We start from the raw sequence: 16,455 nt of genomic DNA, 5'->3' as shown, positions 1-16,455 counted from the left end.
CGGCTCGTCGTCGAGGGGGCAACAAACACCCATGTTCGAAGCCCTCCACGACGTCCGGTTAGCCGGCGGCGGCCAAGGGTTTTGCCCGCTGCCGTATAGCGGTTTCGGCAACTGGGGGCACACCACGTTTCGAGTGTAACAGTCGCGAGACCACCCCGCGTGTCGAGTGAAAATCAGTCAGTCGGCTCGAGACTGTCGCCAGCGCTCGTAGCAATCCTCGCAGAATTTCTCGCCGTCGCGACCGACCGTGTGGGCCTCGGCAAGATCGACGTAGCCACCGCAGTAGCCTTGGCACGTTCTACGCATCGTCGTCCCTCCAGAGGATCAACTCACGCTTTCGGTCCGGGTCGGCGTCTGCGAACACCAGCCACAACAGCGCCGAGCCGGCGAACAGCACCGTGCCAGCGACCATCGCGAACGCTGGTGTGATGGCGATCGTGAACTCGGCGATCGGTCCGTACTGCTCGAAGCGCGCCGGGTCGAGCATGTCCGTTGTGGCGTTACCAAGGAGGATGGCGAGACACCCCGCCGCGGCGTGGAACAGACAGAACACCGTGAACTCGCGGTCGGTGTCCTGGTCGTTACTCGACATCGTCTGAGCCCTCCGGTGTATCGTTCCAGTAGCCCCGCTCGATGAGTGCCTCGCGATCGGGAACACACCCGCCGTTATCGCCGACCGTCGCCGGGACCTCTTCGACGGTGCCGTTCTGGTAGTGCAACTCGGCCGTACACTCGGTGTCGTCGACCAGCGCCGCGGTCAGTCCGAGGGCCATCGCGACGACGAGCAGGCCGACCGTGAGCGCCGTGAATCGGTGAGAACTGGTTCGGCGGTCACTCACCGTCGTCCACCTCCTCGAGCGTACACGGTTCGTCGCGGTCGGTATGGGACCACTCTCGCTGCCCGCCACGCGAGACGACGAGCGCGGGGTCGCCACAGACCGGACACTCGTGGTCGAGTTTCTCGCCGCGCGTGTACACGTCCGTCCCGTATTTCGTCTGGATATGAACCCGCGTCTCGTCGTCGTAGTTCGCTCGCACCCACTCCTCGAGTCGATCGGGGTCGATCGTAACGCGGCGCTCGGTGTAGACGTTGTACTCGGTCGGTGAGTTGGCCGCCGCCTCGAGCGTGTCCTCGGTCGGGCGGTACTCGATTCGGGCGGGCTCGGTCGCTTCGAAGGACGTGATACAGTCGTCCCCGTCGGCGGGGTCGCGGTCGGGTAGATCCTGGTTGCGCTGGAGGAGTTGGCAGAAAGCCCAAATCGGGAGCACAGCGGCGGCCATGACCACGGCCTCCGCTTTCTCGAGTATCGTTCGGATCATGATTCCATGTAGTCCGCAAGCGTCACGTCCGGCGCTAGGTCTCGAGCGCTGTTCTCGTCGGCTGTCTTCCGTTTGTGACAGTGCTCGCAGAGTGTTCGAAGGTTCGATTCGTCGAACGGGTGGCCGCCGTCAGCGATCCGCGTGATATGATCGACGTGGAACGATCCGTTGGGCGAGTCAACGCCGTAGCGATCGGTGAGCGTACGCCGACGCTCGCGCCACGCGTCGAAGTCGGGATTTGCCTGTTGCCCTGGATGTGGCGCGCGTTCTTTGATCCGTTCTTTGGTCTGGTGGTAGGCCCGCCACCACATGTCCTTCGAGAGCCCGCACTCTTGGCAAGTGTAGTCGTCGCGCTCGAGGATCTGTTCGCGGACGCTGTCCCACAGGAACATCCGCTGGACCGCGTTTGCGATCTCCCGGCAGCGCTCCGAGCAGTAGTTCCATCGGCCGTCGACGACCGGCTCGTTACAGACCCGGCACAGGTCCGATTGTTCCTGTGGGAAGAGGTCGTCCATGCGCTTGTTGAGCTTCCGTTGGCGGTCACTCGACATGCGAACCACGCTCCTCGAGTGTGAGTTGGTGCCGATAGTTGAAGCCGACGCTCGCGAGCTGCCAGCCGGCGCGGCGGGCGATCGTGATGAGGTCCCGCGTCGCCGAACTCGACTGCATGGCCTCGCTGTGGCACTCGACTGTAATCTGGGTCGGTCGCCACTCTTCCTCGCGGCCGTCGGCCAGTACGGAAATCCCGTCGAGCGAGTGGAGCATGTTGATGAACTCCCGTTCGGTCGGGCCGTCGCGGGCGGCCTCGAGTGCCTGTTCGATTTGGGAGGGCGCGGATTGCCACGGGTAGAGTCGGGTCTCGGGGTCGGTGGGGTAGACTTCGGGTGTGTCGGCAGATTCCGAGGTCATAGCGGACTGTCACCCCGCGGGACGAACTGCATTACCTCCGGGCGATCCTCGCGGGCAGCGTCGGCGAGAATCCCGTAGGCCTGGTCGTCAGTGTACTCGCCCACGTCGGTCGTTTCCCACTGGTTGTCGTCGTCGATGTTCTGCACGCAGCCGTACCAGCGCCCGTCGATCCACGCGAGGTATTCGACGGACCACCAGTACTCGCGCGTGACGCGGGCGACGAGTTGCGGGTCCGTACTGGTACGGAGTCGGTCGGCCTGCGATTCGATTTCGGGCGCCTCCTCGAGATAGTCGGCTTTGGTGATGCGTTTCATGACCGAATCAACTCCGAGAGATCCGTCTCGTCGGCGGCGATCGTCTCGGCGCGGCGCTCCGAGATTCGTGGTTCGAACGCCCACGTATCGGCCGTGTCGTTACAGTCGGGACACGCCGGCACCGAGACGCCTTTCCAGAACTGTCCGAGGACCATCGGCGTGCCACAGTCGGGGCAGTCGATGATGAACTGCGACTCGTCGGTGGCGTGGGCACGAGCGTTGAGGTCCTCGTATTCCTGTTCGCGCTCGCGGTAGTGGGCTTCCACGTCGGCGTCGGTAAGCTCCGTCATCGGTTGAGCCACCTCCCGAGGGCGTCGTGGCAGTCCTCGCAGAGGTCGAGGTCTTGGCCGTCGCCTTCCCACGAGCGCGTCGCAGGGTCGTCACACCGATCGCAAGTGATCGGTTCCGGGGCGAACTCGGTCCCGCCAGCGGGCATTTTGGCGCCCGGCGCTGGATGGTTACGCATCACGAACCACCTGTTCGCCGTTGTTCTTCGCGTCGACCGCGTTCGCGTAGTTGGCGATCGCCTCCGCCGGGGAGAACCCGCGGGCCTCGAGTGACGCGCCGTCCTGGGTGGCGACGTACTGGTCGCCCTCCTCGAAGACGGCCATCGTGTAGTAGGCGTCGGCGTCACGAACGTCACGATCCTGTTGGCGGTCGACGTGGGCGTACTGGTCGGCTGGTCGTTTGGGGATGGGTTCAGTCATGATTAGACAGACACCTCCGACAGATCGTACTCGGTCTCGCCACAGTCCTCACAGCCCGTATCGACGCGTAACTCGACCGTTGGCGCGTCGCTGCCGTCGGCAGGCTCGTAGACTACGCCGTCTTCTATCGCATCGGGTTCGTTCGCCCGCGTGTATTCGGTCGTCTCGCCGTCGGTCTCGAGTACGACCGGGCCGGGATCATCGCCATACTCGACGTGAACCTCGAATTCGGGGTCGAACGGCTCGTCTTTGGCCGTGATTTTGTGCTCGCTCTCAACGGACCGGGACTCGAGATACTCGCCGTCGAGATAGACGTTGACGCCGCCCTCGCCGTCGTAGGGGATGTGCGGACACTCGGCTTTGTACCACTCGAGGTTGCGCGCCTGTGCGGTCTCGAGGATTTGGTCGACCGTTGCGTCGGGAAGGGTCTGGTAGCGGTCCGTCTCCATGCGCTCGAGTTTGGTGCGCTGAGAGATCGTTTCGATCTCGCAGCCGTGGTCCGCGATGTAACACCGCGGGTGGACGACGTACCAGGTGCGCTCCATGTAGTCGCGTTTCGAGACGCCCCAGCCGTCTTTCTGCCGCAGGACGGCTGGGCGCTCGCGGTCGGCGTCGTAGTACATCTGCGTGGCGCGTGGGCCGCCGAGTTGTTCGATCGCAGTACGTCGCTTCGATTCGGTCGCGTCGGTTTGGTGTGCTGATTTACTCATTGGAATCGTAGTCCTCCGTGAACTCGAGGAGCGGCTGTTCGTGCTCGAGTTGCCACTCGATCATCTCGACGGCCTTCGGCGCTCGCGATGTTCGGAGTTCGACCGAGACACGGCCGGTTTCTTCGAGGTCGTCGCGGATGTCTTCGGCCATCTCGGGCGTGACGACGATCGGGATATCGACTTGGAACGCGGGTTCGGCGTCGGGCATGGCTACTCGTCACCTCGGGGATACTGGTCGACGACGACGTGTAACTCGCCTTCGCCCTCCGGGTCGTGGACCGTCTCGACGAGCCCGCCGCCGACGGGTTCACAATCCGCGAGGAGTACGCAGCCGTCGCCTTCGTTGTCTTTCAAGACCGACGGGCTGAGTACGTCGTCGTGTGGAACGGCAATCGTCCACTTCGTGCCGTCCTTTTCGACGGCGAACGGTCCCTCGACGTGGTTGAATCCGAAGTCGCCCGTGACGGCGAAGGAATTGATCGTATCGGGTTCTGGGACGTGGAGCGGCGTCTGAATGCCCTCGGATCGGTAGGGAGAGTCGTCAGGCATCTACGCCGGCACCTCCGTTTCGAGCAGGGAGTAGTTCGTCTCCTCGAGACACGACTGGTGGACGCGCATCGTGCCCGTCTCGCGGATTACCGACGCCAGTTCGCGGCCCGCGCCAGACTCGGCGACGCTCTCGAGGGCGTCCGCGACCGCGTCGATCGCATCCTGGTCATCGAGGTCATACTCGGCTCGCACGTCCTCGTCGTCGATGCCGTACTCGGAGAGAACCAGCTCGTCGCCGGCCGTCATGTCGATCGGCGACCCACAGATATCGCACCGACCGGCGTTCTGTTCGACGTTGGGTTCGCCAGCAGGCATTACGAATCGCCCTCCGCGAAGTCGTCGACGTGCTCGAGTTCCGAGTCGGGGATAACCTCGGCGGCGTCGTCGCTCAGGTCGGCGCGATACAGCTCATTCTCGCGAGCATAGATCCGATTGTCCCGACTACACGACTGGCAACAGAAGAACACTCTGCCGCCCGTGTAGCCCGACGCCTTGGACTCGACTACCCAGTCGGCGGTCTCCTCGCAGTCGTACTGGCACTCGTGGTCGCCGTCGTATCGGGACGCGGCGGCGGGTTCGAAGTCGAATATCTCGCGGCCCGTAGCTTCGGCCGCCATCACACATCCCCTCCGAACCGCTCAGTTTCCCACTGGCGACGAGACTCGAGCACGCGCTCGCCGGCCGGCGTGAGTTCGTAGCTGTTGGTCCGCTTGTCCATCTGGCCTTTCTCGACGTACCCGCTGTCGACCAACGTGTCAAGGTTGGGGTACAAACGCCCGTGATTTATTTCGGCCGCGTAGTAGTCAGACAGTTCTTCTTTGACTGCGAGCCCTTTCGCGGGGCCAATGGACGCGATTACGAACAGCAAATCGCGCTGGAATGCAGTCAGGTTCGGGGCCGCTCGCATGGCGCTTCTATCAGCTTGTGCCATATTTCAGAATTGTATCTTTTCAGGCTTAAACGTTCCCCCGACCACCCGATTTCTGACCTCGGAAACTAGCAATATCGGTCAACCCCTACGGAATCCGAACCTTCATTCAGTCACCGAACGAACACGACGATAGCCCCGGACACGCCGTTTCCACCAATGAAACGGCACACGATACGCGCGGTCGTCCTGTCGGCCCTGTTGGTCACGTCCATCGTCGCGGGCGTACCGATCGGGACGGCGACGGCGACCACGACCACGACAAGCGATGGTACCGACCACGAGAATTGGGAACCGACCGGCAACGGCACGTCGATCAGCGGCGAGCAGTGGCCCCAAGGCTTCGCCGAACACGACGGGAGCCTCTATGTCGGCGGTGGCTACACGGAAACCGTCTACGTACTCGACGAGTCGCTCTCCGTGACCAACGAGCACGCGCTGAGTATCCAGCCCTCGGGGATGACCCGGCACAACGGGACGTGGCTGGTGGCCTCCGGCGCGGAAAACGTCGTCTATCAGTACGACGATGGATTCACGAATCGCGAAGTCCTGTGGGATAATTCGACCTTTGCGACCACCGAGTTCAACGAAGCGCCGTGGAACCTCGATGCCCACGACGGCGATATCTACGTCGCCGACGCGGGTGAGATCGCCGTCTTCAACGGGAGCGATTACACCGAACGCGAGCGCATCGGCTCGCCGTACAACACGACGATCAGCTTGCACATCGCGGGCGACAGTCTGTATCTGACCGGCGACGCGGGCGAGACCGTCACCGAGACCACACTCGAGGGCGACGTGCTCGAGACCTACGATATCGGCGGGAACCTCTCCGGGGAAGCCAACGGCATGGGCTTGTACAACGGGAAGTGGTACGTCGGCGACCTCTCCCAATCCGAGGAAATTGTCGAGTTCCACGCCGAGATTGATCGCACCGAGACGATATCGGGGCGCGTCACGGACCAGTCAGGCTCGGGAGTTTCGAACGCTACGGTCATCGGCGTTGGGGCGATCGAGGGCGGCCTCGAGTCCACCGACCCCGGCGCGTTGGAACGCGAAGCCGAGGACCTACTCGCGGACCTCGAGAATCCGCTCCCCGCCGCGTGGGACCCCGACTACGATCTTGACTCGCATACCGACACGGACGCGACCTACGCGCTGGTGCATGAATCCGACGACTGGGGCGTCGGGACGACGCATATCGCCGATTCCTCCGTTGAAGAGCCCCGACTCACGGTCTCGCAGGGAAGCGAGGTCACGCTCTCCCTGTGGGACGGCGGCGCCGACGGTGGCTGGATAGAGAACCAAGTCGACGGGTCGTTCCCCGGCGCCACGACGGCGGGCGAGATTCAGGTCGAGCAACTCGCCGGCAGCGGCGACACCCTCGAGACCCGGACCTACGAAACCAGTCCGATCGCCACGACCACCGGCGCGAATCCCCTCACCGAGCGCGACCATCACGGCGTGCGGACAACGCTTCCGGTCGGCATCTATCGCGTCGCCCCGGCCGACGGCGGTGCGGGCTACGTCTTTTCCGTCGGCGACCCCGACGAGATTGCGAGTGCGATCGCCGACGATATGCGCGACGAGGCCGGCCAACTCACCCAGCGGGCCGAACGCGTGTCGACTCTCCTCGCCGAGGAGACCATCGTTCGCGAGACCGTGCGGACCGATTCCGAGGGGCGGTTCGAAATGCAAATCGACGAACGGGCGGTCTCGGTCCAACTGACGGCCATGAAAGCCGACGGGACCGTGCTCGAAGGCGTCACCGACCCGTCGCTCGAAGACCTTCGGGAAGCGCGCCTGTCGGGGTACAACGGGAGCGTGTATCTCCCCGCACCCGACGGCCAGCCCGTCGCCCCGCCCGCCGAGGGCGTGGCGGTGGACGTCTATCGGGCCGACTCGATACCAAGCGGCGATATCGAGTCCTTCGCGGACTTGCAGGCCTTGCTCGAGGACCAGCGGTTGAACGAAACAGTCGCCGAACTTCGGAGTGAGTACGACCAGCGATTCGACCAGATGGAACGCCAGCGCCTCGAGTCGGTGTACCAGACCCACCGCGGGTTGGTTGAGACCGTCCCCGGCGCCGAGTCGGCGTACCTGAATCGGTCCGACTTCGAGGCGATTCGCGACGCCGACGAGCTGGGCGGCGACGAACTCGCCCGCGAGACCGACCACATGCAACGGGCACTCGCGACCGCGGCGACCGTCGACCCGCCGAGCGCGGAGGATATCTCGCTCGAGGCGATCAACGGGACGCTCGACCTCGAGTATACGCTGCCCGACGGCGTCGACCCCGAGACGCTGGCCCCCGAGATTCACTACCCCGACGGAAGCAGTGAGACGGTTGTCGAAGAACACTACCACGTCGATGAGGGTGGCTGGTTCAGCGACGATGAACTGGTAGTCGACGATGCACCGATCGACGGCGAGGCCGGCGAGGTCCGCGTCGTCGGCGCTGGCGAGGACGGGCTGTTGGACGACCGCGTGCCGATCGGCGAGGTCGGGGCGCTCGAAGCCGTCCAATTCTCGACGTTGGCCCCCGGTCCCGACGAACGGGTCTCGGTCGGCGTCGACGGCAGGGAGATCGTCGGCCACGAGGTCGTCGGCCCCGACGGCGCGGTTCGGGTGTCGAATCTGACCGATGGGCGCGTGCGCTTCGACACCGGCGGCGTCGGGGTGTACGACCTGCGGCTGACCGTCTCCGGTGAGACCGGCGAGTACGTCGTGCGCGAGAGCGTTCGGGCACTCGAGAATCCCCGCAGCGAGCCCGCGACCGTCCGTATCGGCGAGGGTGTCGGCGGCGAGTACGCCGTGGTTGGGGAGGTGCTTGAATCGGCAGAAATCGAGACCGAGCGCGGGACGACCAGCGTGATGGCCGTCGCACCAGGGGATGAGGCCTCGATTGGATCGCTGCATGTGAAACCCGACGCCGGGATTGACGTGCGCGACCACGCGCTCGAGGTGAGTGTCGTGCAAGGATCTTCGGAGCGAGCACTTCAGACCAACGTCGAAGTGGTGGTTCACTTCGATTCCTACGGCGAGAGCGCCGTTGCGTGGCGAAACGACGATGCCGTGTTACAGGGCGGCGGCACTCGGTTCGGCGAAGTGACGAGACCGAACGGCGAGAGTGATTCAAGCACTAAGGCCATCATTCGGACCTACACAGACAGCGACGGAAGCGTGACGATTCGGACAGTGGAGCAACCGAATCTCGCCGACCGAATCGCTCACTGGGCAGACGCTCGCATTCCCGAGGTAAGCTGGCCGCTGGCGGTCGGTCAGACGTTCATCGGGGAGAAAGTCGTCGCGTAGAAACGTCCGGTCGCTGTTTTTTATCGCCAGTTCTCGAGGTCTCTGAACGATTCCGCGCCGGTCGCGACCATCCACTGGTGCGTGACCTCGTCGCCCGCGCTCGCGGGGAAGATCGCCAGTTCGTCCGGCGCCGTCTCGTGTTCGATGTGGTGGGCCTCGAGCACGTCGTCGGGCCGGGTGGCGTACGGGGACCTGATATCGTGCTCGTAGTCGAACGGGTCGTCGGTGTTCGTGCTCATTCGTTCTCACGCTCCGGGTCGAACCGCACGAGGGCATACTTCCCCGGTTCAAGACCCTCTGCATGGGCTGTCCCGTCCTCGCGGACGGTGTAGAACTGTTCAAGGTGACCGACCACGCGGTCGCGGTCGTCCGCTTCCGTATCTGGATAGCGGTCGGAGTCTTCGAGTTCCGTCGCGCAGCGCCGGAGTGCTTTCGCGTAGGGTTCGTTATCCCGCTGCGTGTGGGCGGCGATGTCTCGCCATTTCTCGGGGAGCCCCTTCGGCGGGATGTCCGCACGCTCGGTCTCGTCGGATTCGTTTGTGCTCATTCGAGAACCTCCGTCTGTTGGGATTCAGTGATGGTCGCAAGCGAGGCACCACACCCCAGACACTCGTCGATCGGGAACAGTTCCTCCGGGTCCTGATAGCCCTCGGCCGCGGCGCGGGCGCTGGCCTCGAGTCGAACGTGCTCGTCGCCGTGCTCGGAACACTCCGCGATGTAGACCCAGTCCTTCCGGTCGGTCATGTGGCGCGTCATTCGGAATCGGCCTCCTCGAGTCCGCTGGGTGCGCGAACACGGCCGGCACGCAGGCGCGTCGCCAGATCCACAACGCCGACGCCGACGGCCGCCAGCGCCCACAGGCCGACGATCGCCGCGAGCGCGGCCGTGGTGATGGGGAACGGCGTCATTCGTGCTCGCCCTCGCGCTCGAGTCGTGCGATCGCCTGTTCGACGTCTGCCGGGTCCGCTTGCTCCGAGTCGGGGACGAGCTGGCCGTAGGCGCTCATGCGCGCTCCCCTCGCTTGGTGTACTTCGCGTGGTCGTCGCCGGTCGTCGGCGACAGGCCAAGATCCTCCGGGCCGAACTCCGGGTCGGCCAGTTGCTCCGCGAGCGTCGGCTCGCGGTCGATGCCGTACCGTTCCATCCGGCGGCGAATCGGCTCCGGGCCGGGGCCATCGGGGAAACAGTCGGCGAGGTCGGCCAGCGCGTGGTCGTCCTCGTGGTACAGATGCGCGAGCGCCCGCGGGTCGTCCCACGGTTTCAGCACGCCCGCGTGTCGGAGTTCGCGAGCGATCGTTTCGAGGTCGGACTCGAGGTCGTCGGCGATCGCCGCGAGTGACTCGCCGCCCTCGTAGCGTGGCCGGGCGGCAAACAGCGTCAGCGTCGCGTCGGTCGGTTGCGTGTCGGTACGGTCGGTCTGGGTGGGTGTGGCTGCCATTTGTGTGGTCCCTTTCGGGTTGCGAATGCTCATTGGTCGGTGCGCGTCGTAATCTCGTAGCGGATGATGCGGCCGTCCTCGGGGTCGCGAACGCGGCGCACGCGGCCGTACTCGCGAAGGTCACGCAGGATGCGCTGGACTTGGCCATCCGAGCGGTGGGTCTCGAGGGCGATCTCGCGTTTCGTCGGTGCGGTGTCGGCGGTGGCGATCGCCCGGAACACGTCGTTGTACTGTTCGTCCCGGCGGCGCTGTTGGACCGCCTTGGCGGCGCGGCTCATTGGGTCTCACCGCCGTCGGTGGCGATTGGTTGGCCGCCGAACGCGCCGAGGGACTGTTGCTCGAGGTCGTCGTAGCTCTCGAGTAGCTCGCCGACGCGCTCTTTGAACTCGAGGTACTCGCCGACGATCGGCTTCCACGAGTAGTCGCCGCCGTTGTAGATCGCCTCCATCATGAGCCCGTAATCGTAGGCACACGAATCGGCGCTGGCGAGTGCATCAAGCACGCCCGATTTCTCGAGGACCGGGAGCTTGACACCGAACGCGTGAATCCGACACCGCGCCGGGAGCGCGTCGCGAACGGCAAGGATGATATCCTGAATCTCCTCGTCGGCGTTCCGGCGACAGATTGAGCCAATCCCGACGTAGTCGGTCAGCGTCCCAGCCTCGCGGTGGGCATCGATATGCTCGAGGTAGTCCTCGACCGTCCAGCCCTGGAGAACCGCGACCGGCTGGCCGTCGATCCCGCGGTCGGCCGCCGAATCGAGAAGCGACCGGTGGCGATCGATGGTCATCCGCTGGTGGTCGGCGACGGTCCGGTCGTGGGTCTCGAGCACGTCGGGCTCGCACGGGTAGTCTCGAAGCGACCAGAGGTCGGCGTCGGCCTCGGCAACGTACTCGAGGTAGTCGCCGTCACTGGTGACGTAGTCGCCCGTGTCGGCCATATCGCCGTCTTTGAACGAATCGGGGGCGCCGCCACAGTCGGTGAAGTGGACCGATTCGGTCCCGAGTGGTCCGTTGTTTTTCGTCGCGTAGGAGACCATGACGTGCGATTCCTCCATCTTGCGGAGCGCCTTTCGCGAGGACCCGGACGCGCACCCGTAGTAGAACGTGAACTCGATGTCCAGTAGCTCGGTGTACAGGACCTCCGGGTTCGGGAGCAGTTCCATGTGACAGCCCCGGCAGAGACGGCCCGGCGCGTAGCCGTAGTAGGCCTCGGTCGCGCCGCGGCCGCCCTCGTCGATCGGCTGTTTGAGCCACGGGCCGTCGCGTCCACAGCGTTCACACGGCTCGGTCATGGAGTAGCCGGGCCGGTGGGAGTGGGCCGAGTCGACGTTCTCGAGGTCGTCGCTCACTGCCCCTCACCTCCGAACACCGGGTAGTGGTCGGTCGACTTCCCGCGGTCGACCAGCGGGTCGTAGTCGGGATTCGATCCGGCGCCCTGTTTCATATCCCGGCCGCAAATCTCGGGCTCGTCGCAGTCGTGACAGTGCCAGAGGGTGTCGGTCTCGGAATCGCCGAAGACACGCGCGTACTGGCTGGTGTGCTGGGCACCACAGTTCTGACAGGCGTTCGGGGAGTCCGTGTCTGTGCCGGCGGTCGGCGTCCAGTGGCGGCCGTCGAGTCCGACCGTGCCGCCGTCGGCGCGGAGGTCGGAATCGTCAGTTTCCGTGTGTAGTGTGCGGCCGTTTCCGCTCCGTTTCACCGTGATAGAATGGTTGGTCCGGCGGTCTACGGTCACGATGACATCGCGAAGGCACGGGCCGCGTTGGAGGAGGACCGTCTCCTCGCGCTCGAAAGCGTCTATCGACGACATGCCCCACGAGTTCCATCCGAACGTGATGACGCGCCCTTTCGGCCGGACAAGCTTCGCGAACTCTCCGAACGCCTCGAGAACGCCGTCGGCGCGCAGGCCGTCGTATTTGTCGTCCGCTTGGTGATCGTCAAACGGCGGGTCGAAAACGACCGTATCGAACTCTCCGGGGACGAAGTGGTCCGCTATCTCGCACACGTCGACGTGGAGATCGGCGTCTCGGTCTGGGTTGAGATCGTTCCGAACGACCTCGCCGTCGTGCTCGAGGAGCGTCTTCCCCGCGCAGGCGTTGAGAACGCGACCCTCGAGTCGGTCTTCGACGAACTCCCGTGCCGGAGTGTACTCGAAGGTCCAGCGGCCAAGAGTTCGGTGAGATCCGTCGCGATCGCGACCGCCGTTCGGCACGATCTCGTCGACCCCCTCGAATCGTTCCATTCCATCCGAGGACGGAACGCCCCCGTCGGCGCGGATCTCCCGGTCGTCCGCTGGTGGCGTGCGCTGCCAGTCGACCGAGGTGCCGCAGGTATAGCAGCGCCCGTCTGGTTCGTCGACCGTGTGCGTGCGGCGTCGTTCGCCACAGTCGGGGCAGTACCAGTCGATCGCACCGCCGTCCGTGACGAGCGTCGCTTGCTCGGTCCCGTCGTCGTCGCGGGCCTGCTCGCGCATCCGCTCGCGTTCGATCTCGGGAACCCACGCCGGAGACCGCGTCGAGTGGTCCTGTGCGTCGTCGCCGAGCAGCCGCGAGACCGTCGCCTCGGCGTTCTCTTGGACCCACCCGCGGATGACGGCCTCGGGCTCGTGGGTGTGCCAGCCCCGGAGGTCTTCGGGGTCGAAGCGGTGGGCGCACATGACCATCGCGACGATCTCGCCCATCGCGGTCGTGCGGACGTTCGCGAGGACCTGCGGCGGGCGCGTCTCGCCGACCGGGAGTGTGGTCTGGCCGCCGTCGGCCCGAACCTCCCGATCGCCATCGTCGTCGCCATGCCGGGCCTCGAGTTCGTCTCGAAGCTCGGCGTCGGCCTCGGCGAGTTGGGCGTTGACCGCGCCCGCGTGGGCGTTGTCGCGGGACTCGCCGTCACGCAACGCGACGGTGCGATCCTCTGGGCAGCGGTAGCCCAGGCGGTGACCATGATCAGAAAAGCCCCAGTCGCGCTCGAGGCGGCCCCGTTCGGCGAGGTCGCGCAGGCGATCCTCCGCCGTCTTCGGGGCGATCGGGAGGTCCGCGGCGGCCGTCGTGGCGGTGACGCCGCCACCCGAGAGCGTCTGGCCGGCGTCGTAGCACTCGCGAACGCGAGCGAGGAGTTCGGTGTCCGAGACCTTCTCGGTGCCCAGTGGGTTGGCCATTTAGGCCCCACCTCCGACACGCGGGGTCGCTCGCGGGCGTTCGGGAGAGTCGACCAGCCCGCCCGAGAGGTCGAGCGTCTCGGACTCGAGGTCGGCCGTGGCCGTCCCTTCGAGGCCACACTCGCGGCACTTGAGGTACTCGTGGATCTTGAGAACCTGCGTGTGGTCGTTCGAAACGGTCGTGTGGCTCTTGGTGATGCGGAGGTGTTTCGGCGATTGGCAGTGCTCGCAACACAGCATTAGGCATCACCTCCGAATCGATCCTCGGCAGCCTCGGCGGCCTGTCCAAGGTAGCCATAGTGGCCGACCTCCTCGTCTTTCGTGTAGCAGACGCCATCGTTGGTCGTCCGCGTCAGCACCTCGTAGCTGTGGCTGCGTTCGGTCATGGTAATCTCGAGCGTGCGCCCGTCCGGGTGTTCGTACTGGTAGGACTCGTCGTGTTTCGGGCAGTAGTCGCCGTCGGGGTCCGTGTAGGAGAGTTCGAACGCGCCGATAGTCTCGGGGAGATCCTCGGGGCCGAAGTCGTCATACTCGGACTCGAGGTGATTGGCACGGGCGCGCTTGCGGTCAGTGTAGGTCATGCGACCGGAGAGTCCGGGCATTAGGCATCGCCTCCGGTCGCCGCGCCCCGCGGTGCATCGACGTCGATCTCTGCCAGCGGGACCGAATCGGGCGACCCCTCGAAGCGCGAGAGGACTTCATCAAACGAGAGGGCGACCGGTTCCGGCGTGCGCTCGTCCCCGTCTGCGAAGATGCGGGCGAGATACGGCTCGGCGGCGTCGGCGGTCGCCGGGAAAATGTACTCCGTGCGCTCGCCGCGCTCGAGGACCAGGACCTCGCCGGCCTCGAGTCCCGCCGCGTCGGGATGGATCGCAACGTCGGAAACCTCGGGTTCGGCGGTGTCTGTCTCCTCTTCGGAGTGGGAGAGTTCGGTTCCGCCGTCGGTCGCCGGGACCGGGTCGGCGGTCGCGTCGGGAGTAGGCGCGTCGGCCAGCTCGTCGCCAGCCACGAGTCCGAGGTCGGCCTTGCGCTCGGCGATCGCCTCGAGAATCGACTCGCGGAACTTGCCAGCCGTAATCTGTTTTGCGACCGCGTGGTAGGCTTCGAGCAGTTCCGGGTCGCGAATCCCGCGGATGCGTGCGGTCGCCATGAGTTCACTCGACTCGAGCCACCGGGCGGGATCTTCGCCGTGGGTGGCCTTGAGTTTCGGGAACTCGTTGGTCTGGCCGTCGCCCGCGTTGTAGCGACCGTTCATTGGCGGACGGCCTCCTCGATGAGATCGCTGTAGTTGCGCTCGTAGGATGGGGTCGCCGGGAGATCGACGTTGACCTCGCCGTCGGACGTGCCGATGACACGTGGCTTGCTGGTGGTCTGTGACGGGTTCTCTTCCGTCGATTCGTTGCGGCTAGATTTAAGTCGTTCAGTCTGTAACGTGCTCATGGTTCGGAATCCTCTATTGCCAGGGGAGCACGAACTATCGCGCGTCATGCCCTAACATGACGCTTTTCCGAGAGACCATTTCCCTCGAGCGAACCGTTCGTGCTGATTAGTACATAGAACTGTTAGTACTTAGGTTTTGCCCATTGTGCAGGTGCACTACGCTTTTTATGCTCCGGCTCGTAGTTCCCCCCAGTGCCACCCGATCGACAACGAGACGAGACCAGCGGTCGGTTCGACTCCGAATATACGTCGAACCGCTTTCTCGAGGCCGTCCGACGGCTCGGACCGACAACAACTGGCGAAGTGTCGAACGAACTTGACTGCCACCGGAACACGGCCCGGCGACGGTTGAAAGAACTCGAGGAACAGGGGCGAATCGAAAAAGAAGAAATCGGCCAAGAGTTCGTCTGGCGGGCGAATTAAGTTTCCTTTCGGCTTGTGGGGGAAGGGTTTATAGTCCTGTCCGTTGTAGAACCTATCATAATGGCCGCTCATTCTGAACACGCAGCAGGCGGCGAAACTGACCGTCCCAGCCGAACCAAGCGAATCGAGCGTCGGCAACGTGATATTTTTGAGAGCGTCGAAGAACTTGCCGACGACCCAGCCAACGAGCAAGTGCAACTGCTCGCGGACGTTCTCCGAGAGATGCACACCGAACTCTGCCGACTCGAGGCCCGCAACCGACAGTTGAACAGCCGACTCTCGAAGCTCGAGGCGGTCAACGGTCTCTCCGGTGACGAGATCGATCTGAGCGATACGTCGGCGACCGACCACCGAGACAAGAAGGTCATGAAGGCACTCGTCGCCGACGGTCGGGAACGGGTGACGATCGACGATCTTCGCGAGCTGTACCGCGGCCACACTGACATCCGGTCTGCCGAGACGTTGAAGGATCGGATCAAGACGCTTACCGCGACCGATCACTTCGAACTCGTGAATCGTGGGCTTCGAACGACGACGTGGCGGTTTACTGGGCTCGAGAGTTAGCGGAAGTGGAGGAACACCTCCCCATCGAGCACATCCTGTAGATTTTCACCGTAGCACGTCTCGAGTCGCTCCGCATCCTCGCGAGTCGTCGTTCGGAACGGAACACCGACAGCCGTCACGTCGCTGATCCGGGCGACGTCTGCCGGCGGCGGTGTTTCCGAGAGTGTTCCCGTCGCGTGCGTCACGAGTCGCTTGTGTAGCGCCGAGGTCTGCCCGAGGTAGAAGACTCGGTCTGCGTTGTACGCACGGCGGACCCAATCAGGGCACTCGCCGAAGACCTCTTTCGCACGCCGCTCGAGCACGCGGAGCGACGGCGCGAGTGGTTCGCACTCGATAACGTAGACGGTGTAGTCGTAGCCCTGTGTGAGTTGGCGGGCGATCTTGCGTAACTCTCGGCTGCCCTGGTCGTGCTCGAGGTCGACCCACGAACTCGAATCGATCTTCGGCGGGCGCGTGGTTCCGGGCCACTCGTCGAATTGTTCGTACTCGTCGGTGACAGTGTACTCGCGACCGTGCTGGTCTTCGACAGATGCTTTCGCTTCCTCGAGTAGGACGCCGTAGTTCAGGAGCTTGGTGAGTTCCGACTCGAGTTGCAACCCCTCCAAGACCACCTTCGGCTCAAGATCCTCGATCGCCTGTTCGACCTCCGATTCCGAATACGAATGTTGACTTGTATCTACCATGTC

At 64.5% G+C, this 16,455-nt stretch carries 32 protein-coding genes; 2 read left to right on the top strand and 30 right to left on the bottom strand.

Translation table 11 applies throughout. The annotated features are described in order from the left end of the window. Positions 1 to 177: 177 nt before the first annotated feature. Genes HTZ84_RS23085 through HTZ84_RS22220 form a run of 16 tightly spaced genes read right to left on the bottom strand, consistent with a single transcriptional unit; the run spans position 178 to position 5,440 of the window. Positions 178 to 306 carry a hypothetical protein gene (locus HTZ84_RS23085; RefSeq protein ID WP_256403546.1) on the bottom strand — a complete coding sequence of 43 codons (129 nt, stop codon included), beginning with the start codon at positions 304 to 306 and terminating at the stop codon, positions 178 to 180. Continuing rightward, the gene (locus HTZ84_RS22290; protein WP_174682835.1) at positions 299 to 592 is read right to left on the bottom strand and encodes a hypothetical protein; all 294 of its coding nucleotides are present in this window, start codon (positions 590 to 592) and stop codon (positions 299 to 301) included. Before HTZ84_RS22290 ends, HTZ84_RS23085 begins: the two co-directional genes overlap by 8 nt. Beyond that, a complete protein-coding gene (locus tag HTZ84_RS22285; protein ID WP_174682834.1) occupies positions 582 to 839 on the bottom strand; it encodes a hypothetical protein in 258 nt (85 codons plus the stop codon). Before HTZ84_RS22285 ends, HTZ84_RS22290 begins: the two co-directional genes overlap by 11 nt. Further along, the gene (locus HTZ84_RS22280) at positions 832 to 1,320 is read right to left on the bottom strand and encodes a hypothetical protein (RefSeq protein WP_174682833.1); all 489 of its coding nucleotides are present in this window, start codon (positions 1,318 to 1,320) and stop codon (positions 832 to 834) included. The genes HTZ84_RS22285 and HTZ84_RS22280 overlap by 8 nt, the downstream gene beginning before the upstream one ends. Then, on the bottom strand, positions 1,317 to 1,871 hold the full coding sequence (locus tag HTZ84_RS22275; RefSeq protein WP_174682832.1) for an HNH endonuclease: 555 nt from the start codon (positions 1,869 to 1,871) through the stop codon (positions 1,317 to 1,319). The genes HTZ84_RS22280 and HTZ84_RS22275 overlap by 4 nt, the downstream gene beginning before the upstream one ends. Then, on the bottom strand, positions 1,861 to 2,229 hold the full coding sequence (locus HTZ84_RS22270) for a hypothetical protein (protein WP_174682831.1): 369 nt from the start codon (positions 2,227 to 2,229) through the stop codon (positions 1,861 to 1,863). The genes HTZ84_RS22275 and HTZ84_RS22270 overlap by 11 nt, the downstream gene beginning before the upstream one ends. Further along, positions 2,226 to 2,543, bottom strand: coding sequence for a hypothetical protein (locus HTZ84_RS22265; protein ID WP_174682830.1), 318 nt, complete (start codon positions 2,541 to 2,543; stop codon positions 2,226 to 2,228). The genes HTZ84_RS22270 and HTZ84_RS22265 overlap by 4 nt, the downstream gene beginning before the upstream one ends. Beyond that, complete coding sequence (locus HTZ84_RS22260; protein WP_174682829.1) at positions 2,540 to 2,833, bottom strand: hypothetical protein; 294 nt, start codon at positions 2,831 to 2,833, stop codon at positions 2,540 to 2,542. The genes HTZ84_RS22265 and HTZ84_RS22260 overlap by 4 nt, the downstream gene beginning before the upstream one ends. Further along, the gene (locus HTZ84_RS22255; protein ID WP_174682828.1) at positions 2,830 to 3,009 is read right to left on the bottom strand and encodes a hypothetical protein; all 180 of its coding nucleotides are present in this window, start codon (positions 3,007 to 3,009) and stop codon (positions 2,830 to 2,832) included. Before HTZ84_RS22255 ends, HTZ84_RS22260 begins: the two co-directional genes overlap by 4 nt. Next, complete coding sequence (locus HTZ84_RS22250) at positions 3,002 to 3,250, bottom strand: hypothetical protein (RefSeq protein ID WP_174682827.1); 249 nt, start codon at positions 3,248 to 3,250, stop codon at positions 3,002 to 3,004. Before HTZ84_RS22250 ends, HTZ84_RS22255 begins: the two co-directional genes overlap by 8 nt. A 2-nt stretch (positions 3,251 to 3,252) precedes the next feature. After that, a complete protein-coding gene (locus tag HTZ84_RS22245) occupies positions 3,253 to 3,960 on the bottom strand; it encodes a hypothetical protein (protein ID WP_174682826.1) in 708 nt (235 codons plus the stop codon). Next, positions 3,953 to 4,168, bottom strand: coding sequence for a hypothetical protein (locus HTZ84_RS22240; RefSeq protein WP_174682825.1), 216 nt, complete (start codon positions 4,166 to 4,168; stop codon positions 3,953 to 3,955). The genes HTZ84_RS22245 and HTZ84_RS22240 overlap by 8 nt, the downstream gene beginning before the upstream one ends. A gap of 2 nt (positions 4,169 to 4,170) precedes the next feature. Next, a complete protein-coding gene (locus HTZ84_RS22235) occupies positions 4,171 to 4,509 on the bottom strand; it encodes a hypothetical protein (RefSeq protein ID WP_174682824.1) in 339 nt (112 codons plus the stop codon). Further along, positions 4,510 to 4,824: a hypothetical protein gene (locus tag HTZ84_RS22230; protein WP_174682823.1), complete on the bottom strand. Its 315-nt coding sequence runs from the start codon at positions 4,822 to 4,824 to the stop codon at positions 4,510 to 4,512. Beyond that, positions 4,824 to 5,126: a hypothetical protein gene (locus tag HTZ84_RS22225; protein WP_174682822.1), complete on the bottom strand. Its 303-nt coding sequence runs from the start codon at positions 5,124 to 5,126 to the stop codon at positions 4,824 to 4,826. The genes HTZ84_RS22230 and HTZ84_RS22225 overlap by 1 nt, the downstream gene beginning before the upstream one ends. Next, a complete protein-coding gene (locus HTZ84_RS22220; RefSeq protein WP_174682821.1) occupies positions 5,126 to 5,440 on the bottom strand; it encodes a PadR family transcriptional regulator in 315 nt (104 codons plus the stop codon). Before HTZ84_RS22220 ends, HTZ84_RS22225 begins: the two co-directional genes overlap by 1 nt. Before the next feature lie 156 nt (positions 5,441 to 5,596). On the opposite strand from HTZ84_RS22220, the gene HTZ84_RS22215 reads away from it, so the two are divergent. Continuing rightward, positions 5,597 to 8,752 carry a hypothetical protein gene (locus HTZ84_RS22215; protein WP_174682820.1) on the top strand — a complete coding sequence of 1,052 codons (3,156 nt, stop codon included), beginning with the start codon at positions 5,597 to 5,599 and terminating at the stop codon, positions 8,750 to 8,752. 20 nt (positions 8,753 to 8,772) lie between these two features. Here HTZ84_RS22215 and HTZ84_RS22210 read toward each other — a convergent pair whose 3' ends face one another. From HTZ84_RS22210 to HTZ84_RS23305, 13 genes are all read right to left on the bottom strand, one after another. Further along, positions 8,773 to 8,991, bottom strand: a complete 219-nt coding sequence (locus HTZ84_RS22210; protein WP_174682819.1) for a DUF7511 domain-containing protein — start codon at positions 8,989 to 8,991, stop codon at positions 8,773 to 8,775. Further along, positions 8,988 to 9,299 (bottom strand): hypothetical protein, encoded by a 312-nt coding sequence (locus HTZ84_RS22205; protein ID WP_174682818.1) that lies wholly within the window; start codon positions 9,297 to 9,299, stop codon positions 8,988 to 8,990. The genes HTZ84_RS22210 and HTZ84_RS22205 overlap by 4 nt, the downstream gene beginning before the upstream one ends. Continuing rightward, entirely contained in the window at positions 9,296 to 9,508 is a 213-nt protein-coding gene (locus HTZ84_RS22200) for a hypothetical protein (RefSeq protein ID WP_174682817.1), read from the bottom strand. The genes HTZ84_RS22205 and HTZ84_RS22200 overlap by 4 nt, the downstream gene beginning before the upstream one ends. Then, the gene (locus tag HTZ84_RS22195) at positions 9,505 to 9,660 is read right to left on the bottom strand and encodes a hypothetical protein (protein WP_174682816.1); all 156 of its coding nucleotides are present in this window, start codon (positions 9,658 to 9,660) and stop codon (positions 9,505 to 9,507) included. The genes HTZ84_RS22200 and HTZ84_RS22195 overlap by 4 nt, the downstream gene beginning before the upstream one ends. A 94-nt stretch (positions 9,661 to 9,754) precedes the next feature. Then, complete coding sequence (locus tag HTZ84_RS22190; RefSeq protein ID WP_174682815.1) at positions 9,755 to 10,189, bottom strand: hypothetical protein; 435 nt, start codon at positions 10,187 to 10,189, stop codon at positions 9,755 to 9,757. Positions 10,190 to 10,218: 29 nt separating this feature from the next. Next, on the bottom strand, positions 10,219 to 10,467 hold the full coding sequence (locus HTZ84_RS22185; protein WP_174682814.1) for a winged helix DNA-binding protein: 249 nt from the start codon (positions 10,465 to 10,467) through the stop codon (positions 10,219 to 10,221). Further along, positions 10,464 to 11,540, bottom strand: coding sequence for a deazapurine DNA modification protein DpdA family protein (locus HTZ84_RS22180; RefSeq protein WP_174682813.1), 1,077 nt, complete (start codon positions 11,538 to 11,540; stop codon positions 10,464 to 10,466). Before HTZ84_RS22180 ends, HTZ84_RS22185 begins: the two co-directional genes overlap by 4 nt. Then, complete coding sequence (locus tag HTZ84_RS22965; protein WP_254611866.1) at positions 11,537 to 13,342, bottom strand: DUF7563 family protein; 1,806 nt, start codon at positions 13,340 to 13,342, stop codon at positions 11,537 to 11,539. The genes HTZ84_RS22180 and HTZ84_RS22965 overlap by 4 nt, the downstream gene beginning before the upstream one ends. Continuing rightward, entirely contained in the window at positions 13,343 to 13,582 is a 240-nt protein-coding gene (locus HTZ84_RS22170; protein ID WP_174682812.1) for a hypothetical protein, read from the bottom strand. Continuing rightward, positions 13,582 to 13,944, bottom strand: a complete 363-nt coding sequence (locus HTZ84_RS22165; protein ID WP_174682811.1) for a hypothetical protein — start codon at positions 13,942 to 13,944, stop codon at positions 13,582 to 13,584. Before HTZ84_RS22165 ends, HTZ84_RS22170 begins: the two co-directional genes overlap by 1 nt. Further along, positions 13,944 to 14,597, bottom strand: coding sequence for a hypothetical protein (locus HTZ84_RS22160; RefSeq protein ID WP_174682810.1), 654 nt, complete (start codon positions 14,595 to 14,597; stop codon positions 13,944 to 13,946). Before HTZ84_RS22160 ends, HTZ84_RS22165 begins: the two co-directional genes overlap by 1 nt. Next, positions 14,594 to 14,782, bottom strand: coding sequence for a hypothetical protein (locus HTZ84_RS22155; RefSeq protein ID WP_174682809.1), 189 nt, complete (start codon positions 14,780 to 14,782; stop codon positions 14,594 to 14,596). Before HTZ84_RS22155 ends, HTZ84_RS22160 begins: the two co-directional genes overlap by 4 nt. A 165-nt stretch (positions 14,783 to 14,947) precedes the next feature. Then, entirely contained in the window at positions 14,948 to 15,433 is a 486-nt protein-coding gene (locus tag HTZ84_RS23305; RefSeq protein ID WP_455429278.1) for a hypothetical protein, read from the bottom strand. Between HTZ84_RS23305 and HTZ84_RS22145 the strand changes: the two genes are divergently transcribed. Beyond that, positions 15,428 to 15,769: a hypothetical protein gene (locus HTZ84_RS22145; protein WP_254611868.1), complete on the top strand. Its 342-nt coding sequence runs from the start codon at positions 15,428 to 15,430 to the stop codon at positions 15,767 to 15,769. The genes HTZ84_RS23305 and HTZ84_RS22145 overlap by 6 nt on opposite strands. Here HTZ84_RS22145 and HTZ84_RS22140 read toward each other — a convergent pair. Further along, a complete protein-coding gene (locus HTZ84_RS22140) occupies positions 15,766 to 16,452 on the bottom strand; it encodes a hypothetical protein (protein WP_174682807.1) in 687 nt (228 codons plus the stop codon). The two genes, HTZ84_RS22145 and HTZ84_RS22140, sit on opposite strands and share 4 nt — an antisense overlap. Positions 16,453 to 16,455: the final 3 nt, after the last annotated feature.

This window comes from Haloterrigena gelatinilytica (genome assembly GCF_013342145.1).
Lineage (GTDB): Archaea > Halobacteriota > Halobacteria > Halobacteriales > Natrialbaceae > Haloterrigena > Haloterrigena gelatinilytica.
The sequence above is the reverse complement of the archived record's forward strand: the minus strand, read 5'-3'. Positions and strand labels throughout refer to the sequence as shown.

Bases quoted from the DNA above. Each gene is read 5' to 3' on its own strand.
- HTZ84_RS22260 (WP_174682829.1), bottom strand. From the start codon at position 2,833: ATGACGGAGCTTACCGACGCCGACGTGGAAGCCCACTACCGCGAGCGC.
- HTZ84_RS22160 (WP_174682810.1), bottom strand. From the start codon at position 14,597: ATGAACGGTCGCTACAACGCGGGCGACGGCCAGACCAACGAGTTCCCG.
- HTZ84_RS22275 (WP_174682832.1), bottom strand. From the start codon at position 1,871: ATGTCGAGTGACCGCCAACGGAAGCTCAACAAGCGCATGGACGACCTC.
- HTZ84_RS22245 (WP_174682826.1), bottom strand. From the start codon at position 3,960: ATGAGTAAATCAGCACACCAAACCGACGCGACCGAATCGAAGCGACGT.
- HTZ84_RS22195 (WP_174682816.1), bottom strand. From the start codon at position 9,660: ATGACGCCGTTCCCCATCACCACGGCCGCGCTCGCGGCGATCGTCGGC.
- HTZ84_RS22165 (WP_174682811.1), bottom strand. From the start codon at position 13,944: ATGCCCGGACTCTCCGGTCGCATGACCTACACTGACCGCAAGCGCGCC.
- HTZ84_RS22290 (WP_174682835.1), bottom strand. From the start codon at position 592: ATGTCGAGTAACGACCAGGACACCGACCGCGAGTTCACGGTGTTCTGT.
- HTZ84_RS22225 (WP_174682822.1), bottom strand. From the start codon at position 5,126: ATGGCGGCCGAAGCTACGGGCCGCGAGATATTCGACTTCGAACCCGCC.
- HTZ84_RS22255 (WP_174682828.1), bottom strand. From the start codon at position 3,009: ATGCGTAACCATCCAGCGCCGGGCGCCAAAATGCCCGCTGGCGGGACC.
- HTZ84_RS22190 (WP_174682815.1), bottom strand. From the start codon at position 10,189: ATGGCAGCCACACCCACCCAGACCGACCGTACCGACACGCAACCGACC.
- HTZ84_RS22220 (WP_174682821.1), bottom strand. From the start codon at position 5,440: ATGGCACAAGCTGATAGAAGCGCCATGCGAGCGGCCCCGAACCTGACT.
- HTZ84_RS22145 (WP_254611868.1), top strand. From the start codon at position 15,428: ATGCACACCGAACTCTGCCGACTCGAGGCCCGCAACCGACAGTTGAAC.
- HTZ84_RS22265 (WP_174682830.1), bottom strand. From the start codon at position 2,543: ATGAAACGCATCACCAAAGCCGACTATCTCGAGGAGGCGCCCGAAATC.
- HTZ84_RS22210 (WP_174682819.1), bottom strand. From the start codon at position 8,991: ATGAGCACGAACACCGACGACCCGTTCGACTACGAGCACGATATCAGG.
- HTZ84_RS22170 (WP_174682812.1), bottom strand. From the start codon at position 13,582: ATGCTGTGTTGCGAGCACTGCCAATCGCCGAAACACCTCCGCATCACC.
- HTZ84_RS22140 (WP_174682807.1), bottom strand. From the start codon at position 16,452: ATGGTAGATACAAGTCAACATTCGTATTCGGAATCGGAGGTCGAACAG.
- HTZ84_RS22185 (WP_174682814.1), bottom strand. From the start codon at position 10,467: ATGAGCCGCGCCGCCAAGGCGGTCCAACAGCGCCGCCGGGACGAACAG.
- HTZ84_RS22965 (WP_254611866.1), bottom strand. From the start codon at position 13,342: ATGGCCAACCCACTGGGCACCGAGAAGGTCTCGGACACCGAACTCCTC.
- HTZ84_RS22270 (WP_174682831.1), bottom strand. From the start codon at position 2,229: ATGACCTCGGAATCTGCCGACACACCCGAAGTCTACCCCACCGACCCC.
- HTZ84_RS22250 (WP_174682827.1), bottom strand. From the start codon at position 3,250: ATGACTGAACCCATCCCCAAACGACCAGCCGACCAGTACGCCCACGTC.
- HTZ84_RS22205 (WP_174682818.1), bottom strand. From the start codon at position 9,299: ATGAGCACAAACGAATCCGACGAGACCGAGCGTGCGGACATCCCGCCG.
- HTZ84_RS22240 (WP_174682825.1), bottom strand. From the start codon at position 4,168: ATGCCCGACGCCGAACCCGCGTTCCAAGTCGATATCCCGATCGTCGTC.
- HTZ84_RS23085 (WP_256403546.1), bottom strand. From the start codon at position 306: ATGCGTAGAACGTGCCAAGGCTACTGCGGTGGCTACGTCGATCTTGCC.
- HTZ84_RS22235 (WP_174682824.1), bottom strand. From the start codon at position 4,509: ATGCCTGACGACTCTCCCTACCGATCCGAGGGCATTCAGACGCCGCTC.
- HTZ84_RS22280 (WP_174682833.1), bottom strand. From the start codon at position 1,320: ATGATCCGAACGATACTCGAGAAAGCGGAGGCCGTGGTCATGGCCGCC.
- HTZ84_RS22215 (WP_174682820.1), top strand. From the start codon at position 5,597: ATGAAACGGCACACGATACGCGCGGTCGTCCTGTCGGCCCTGTTGGTC.
- HTZ84_RS22155 (WP_174682809.1), bottom strand. From the start codon at position 14,782: ATGAGCACGTTACAGACTGAACGACTTAAATCTAGCCGCAACGAATCG.
- HTZ84_RS22230 (WP_174682823.1), bottom strand. From the start codon at position 4,824: ATGCCTGCTGGCGAACCCAACGTCGAACAGAACGCCGGTCGGTGCGAT.
- HTZ84_RS22200 (WP_174682817.1), bottom strand. From the start codon at position 9,508: ATGACGCGCCACATGACCGACCGGAAGGACTGGGTCTACATCGCGGAG.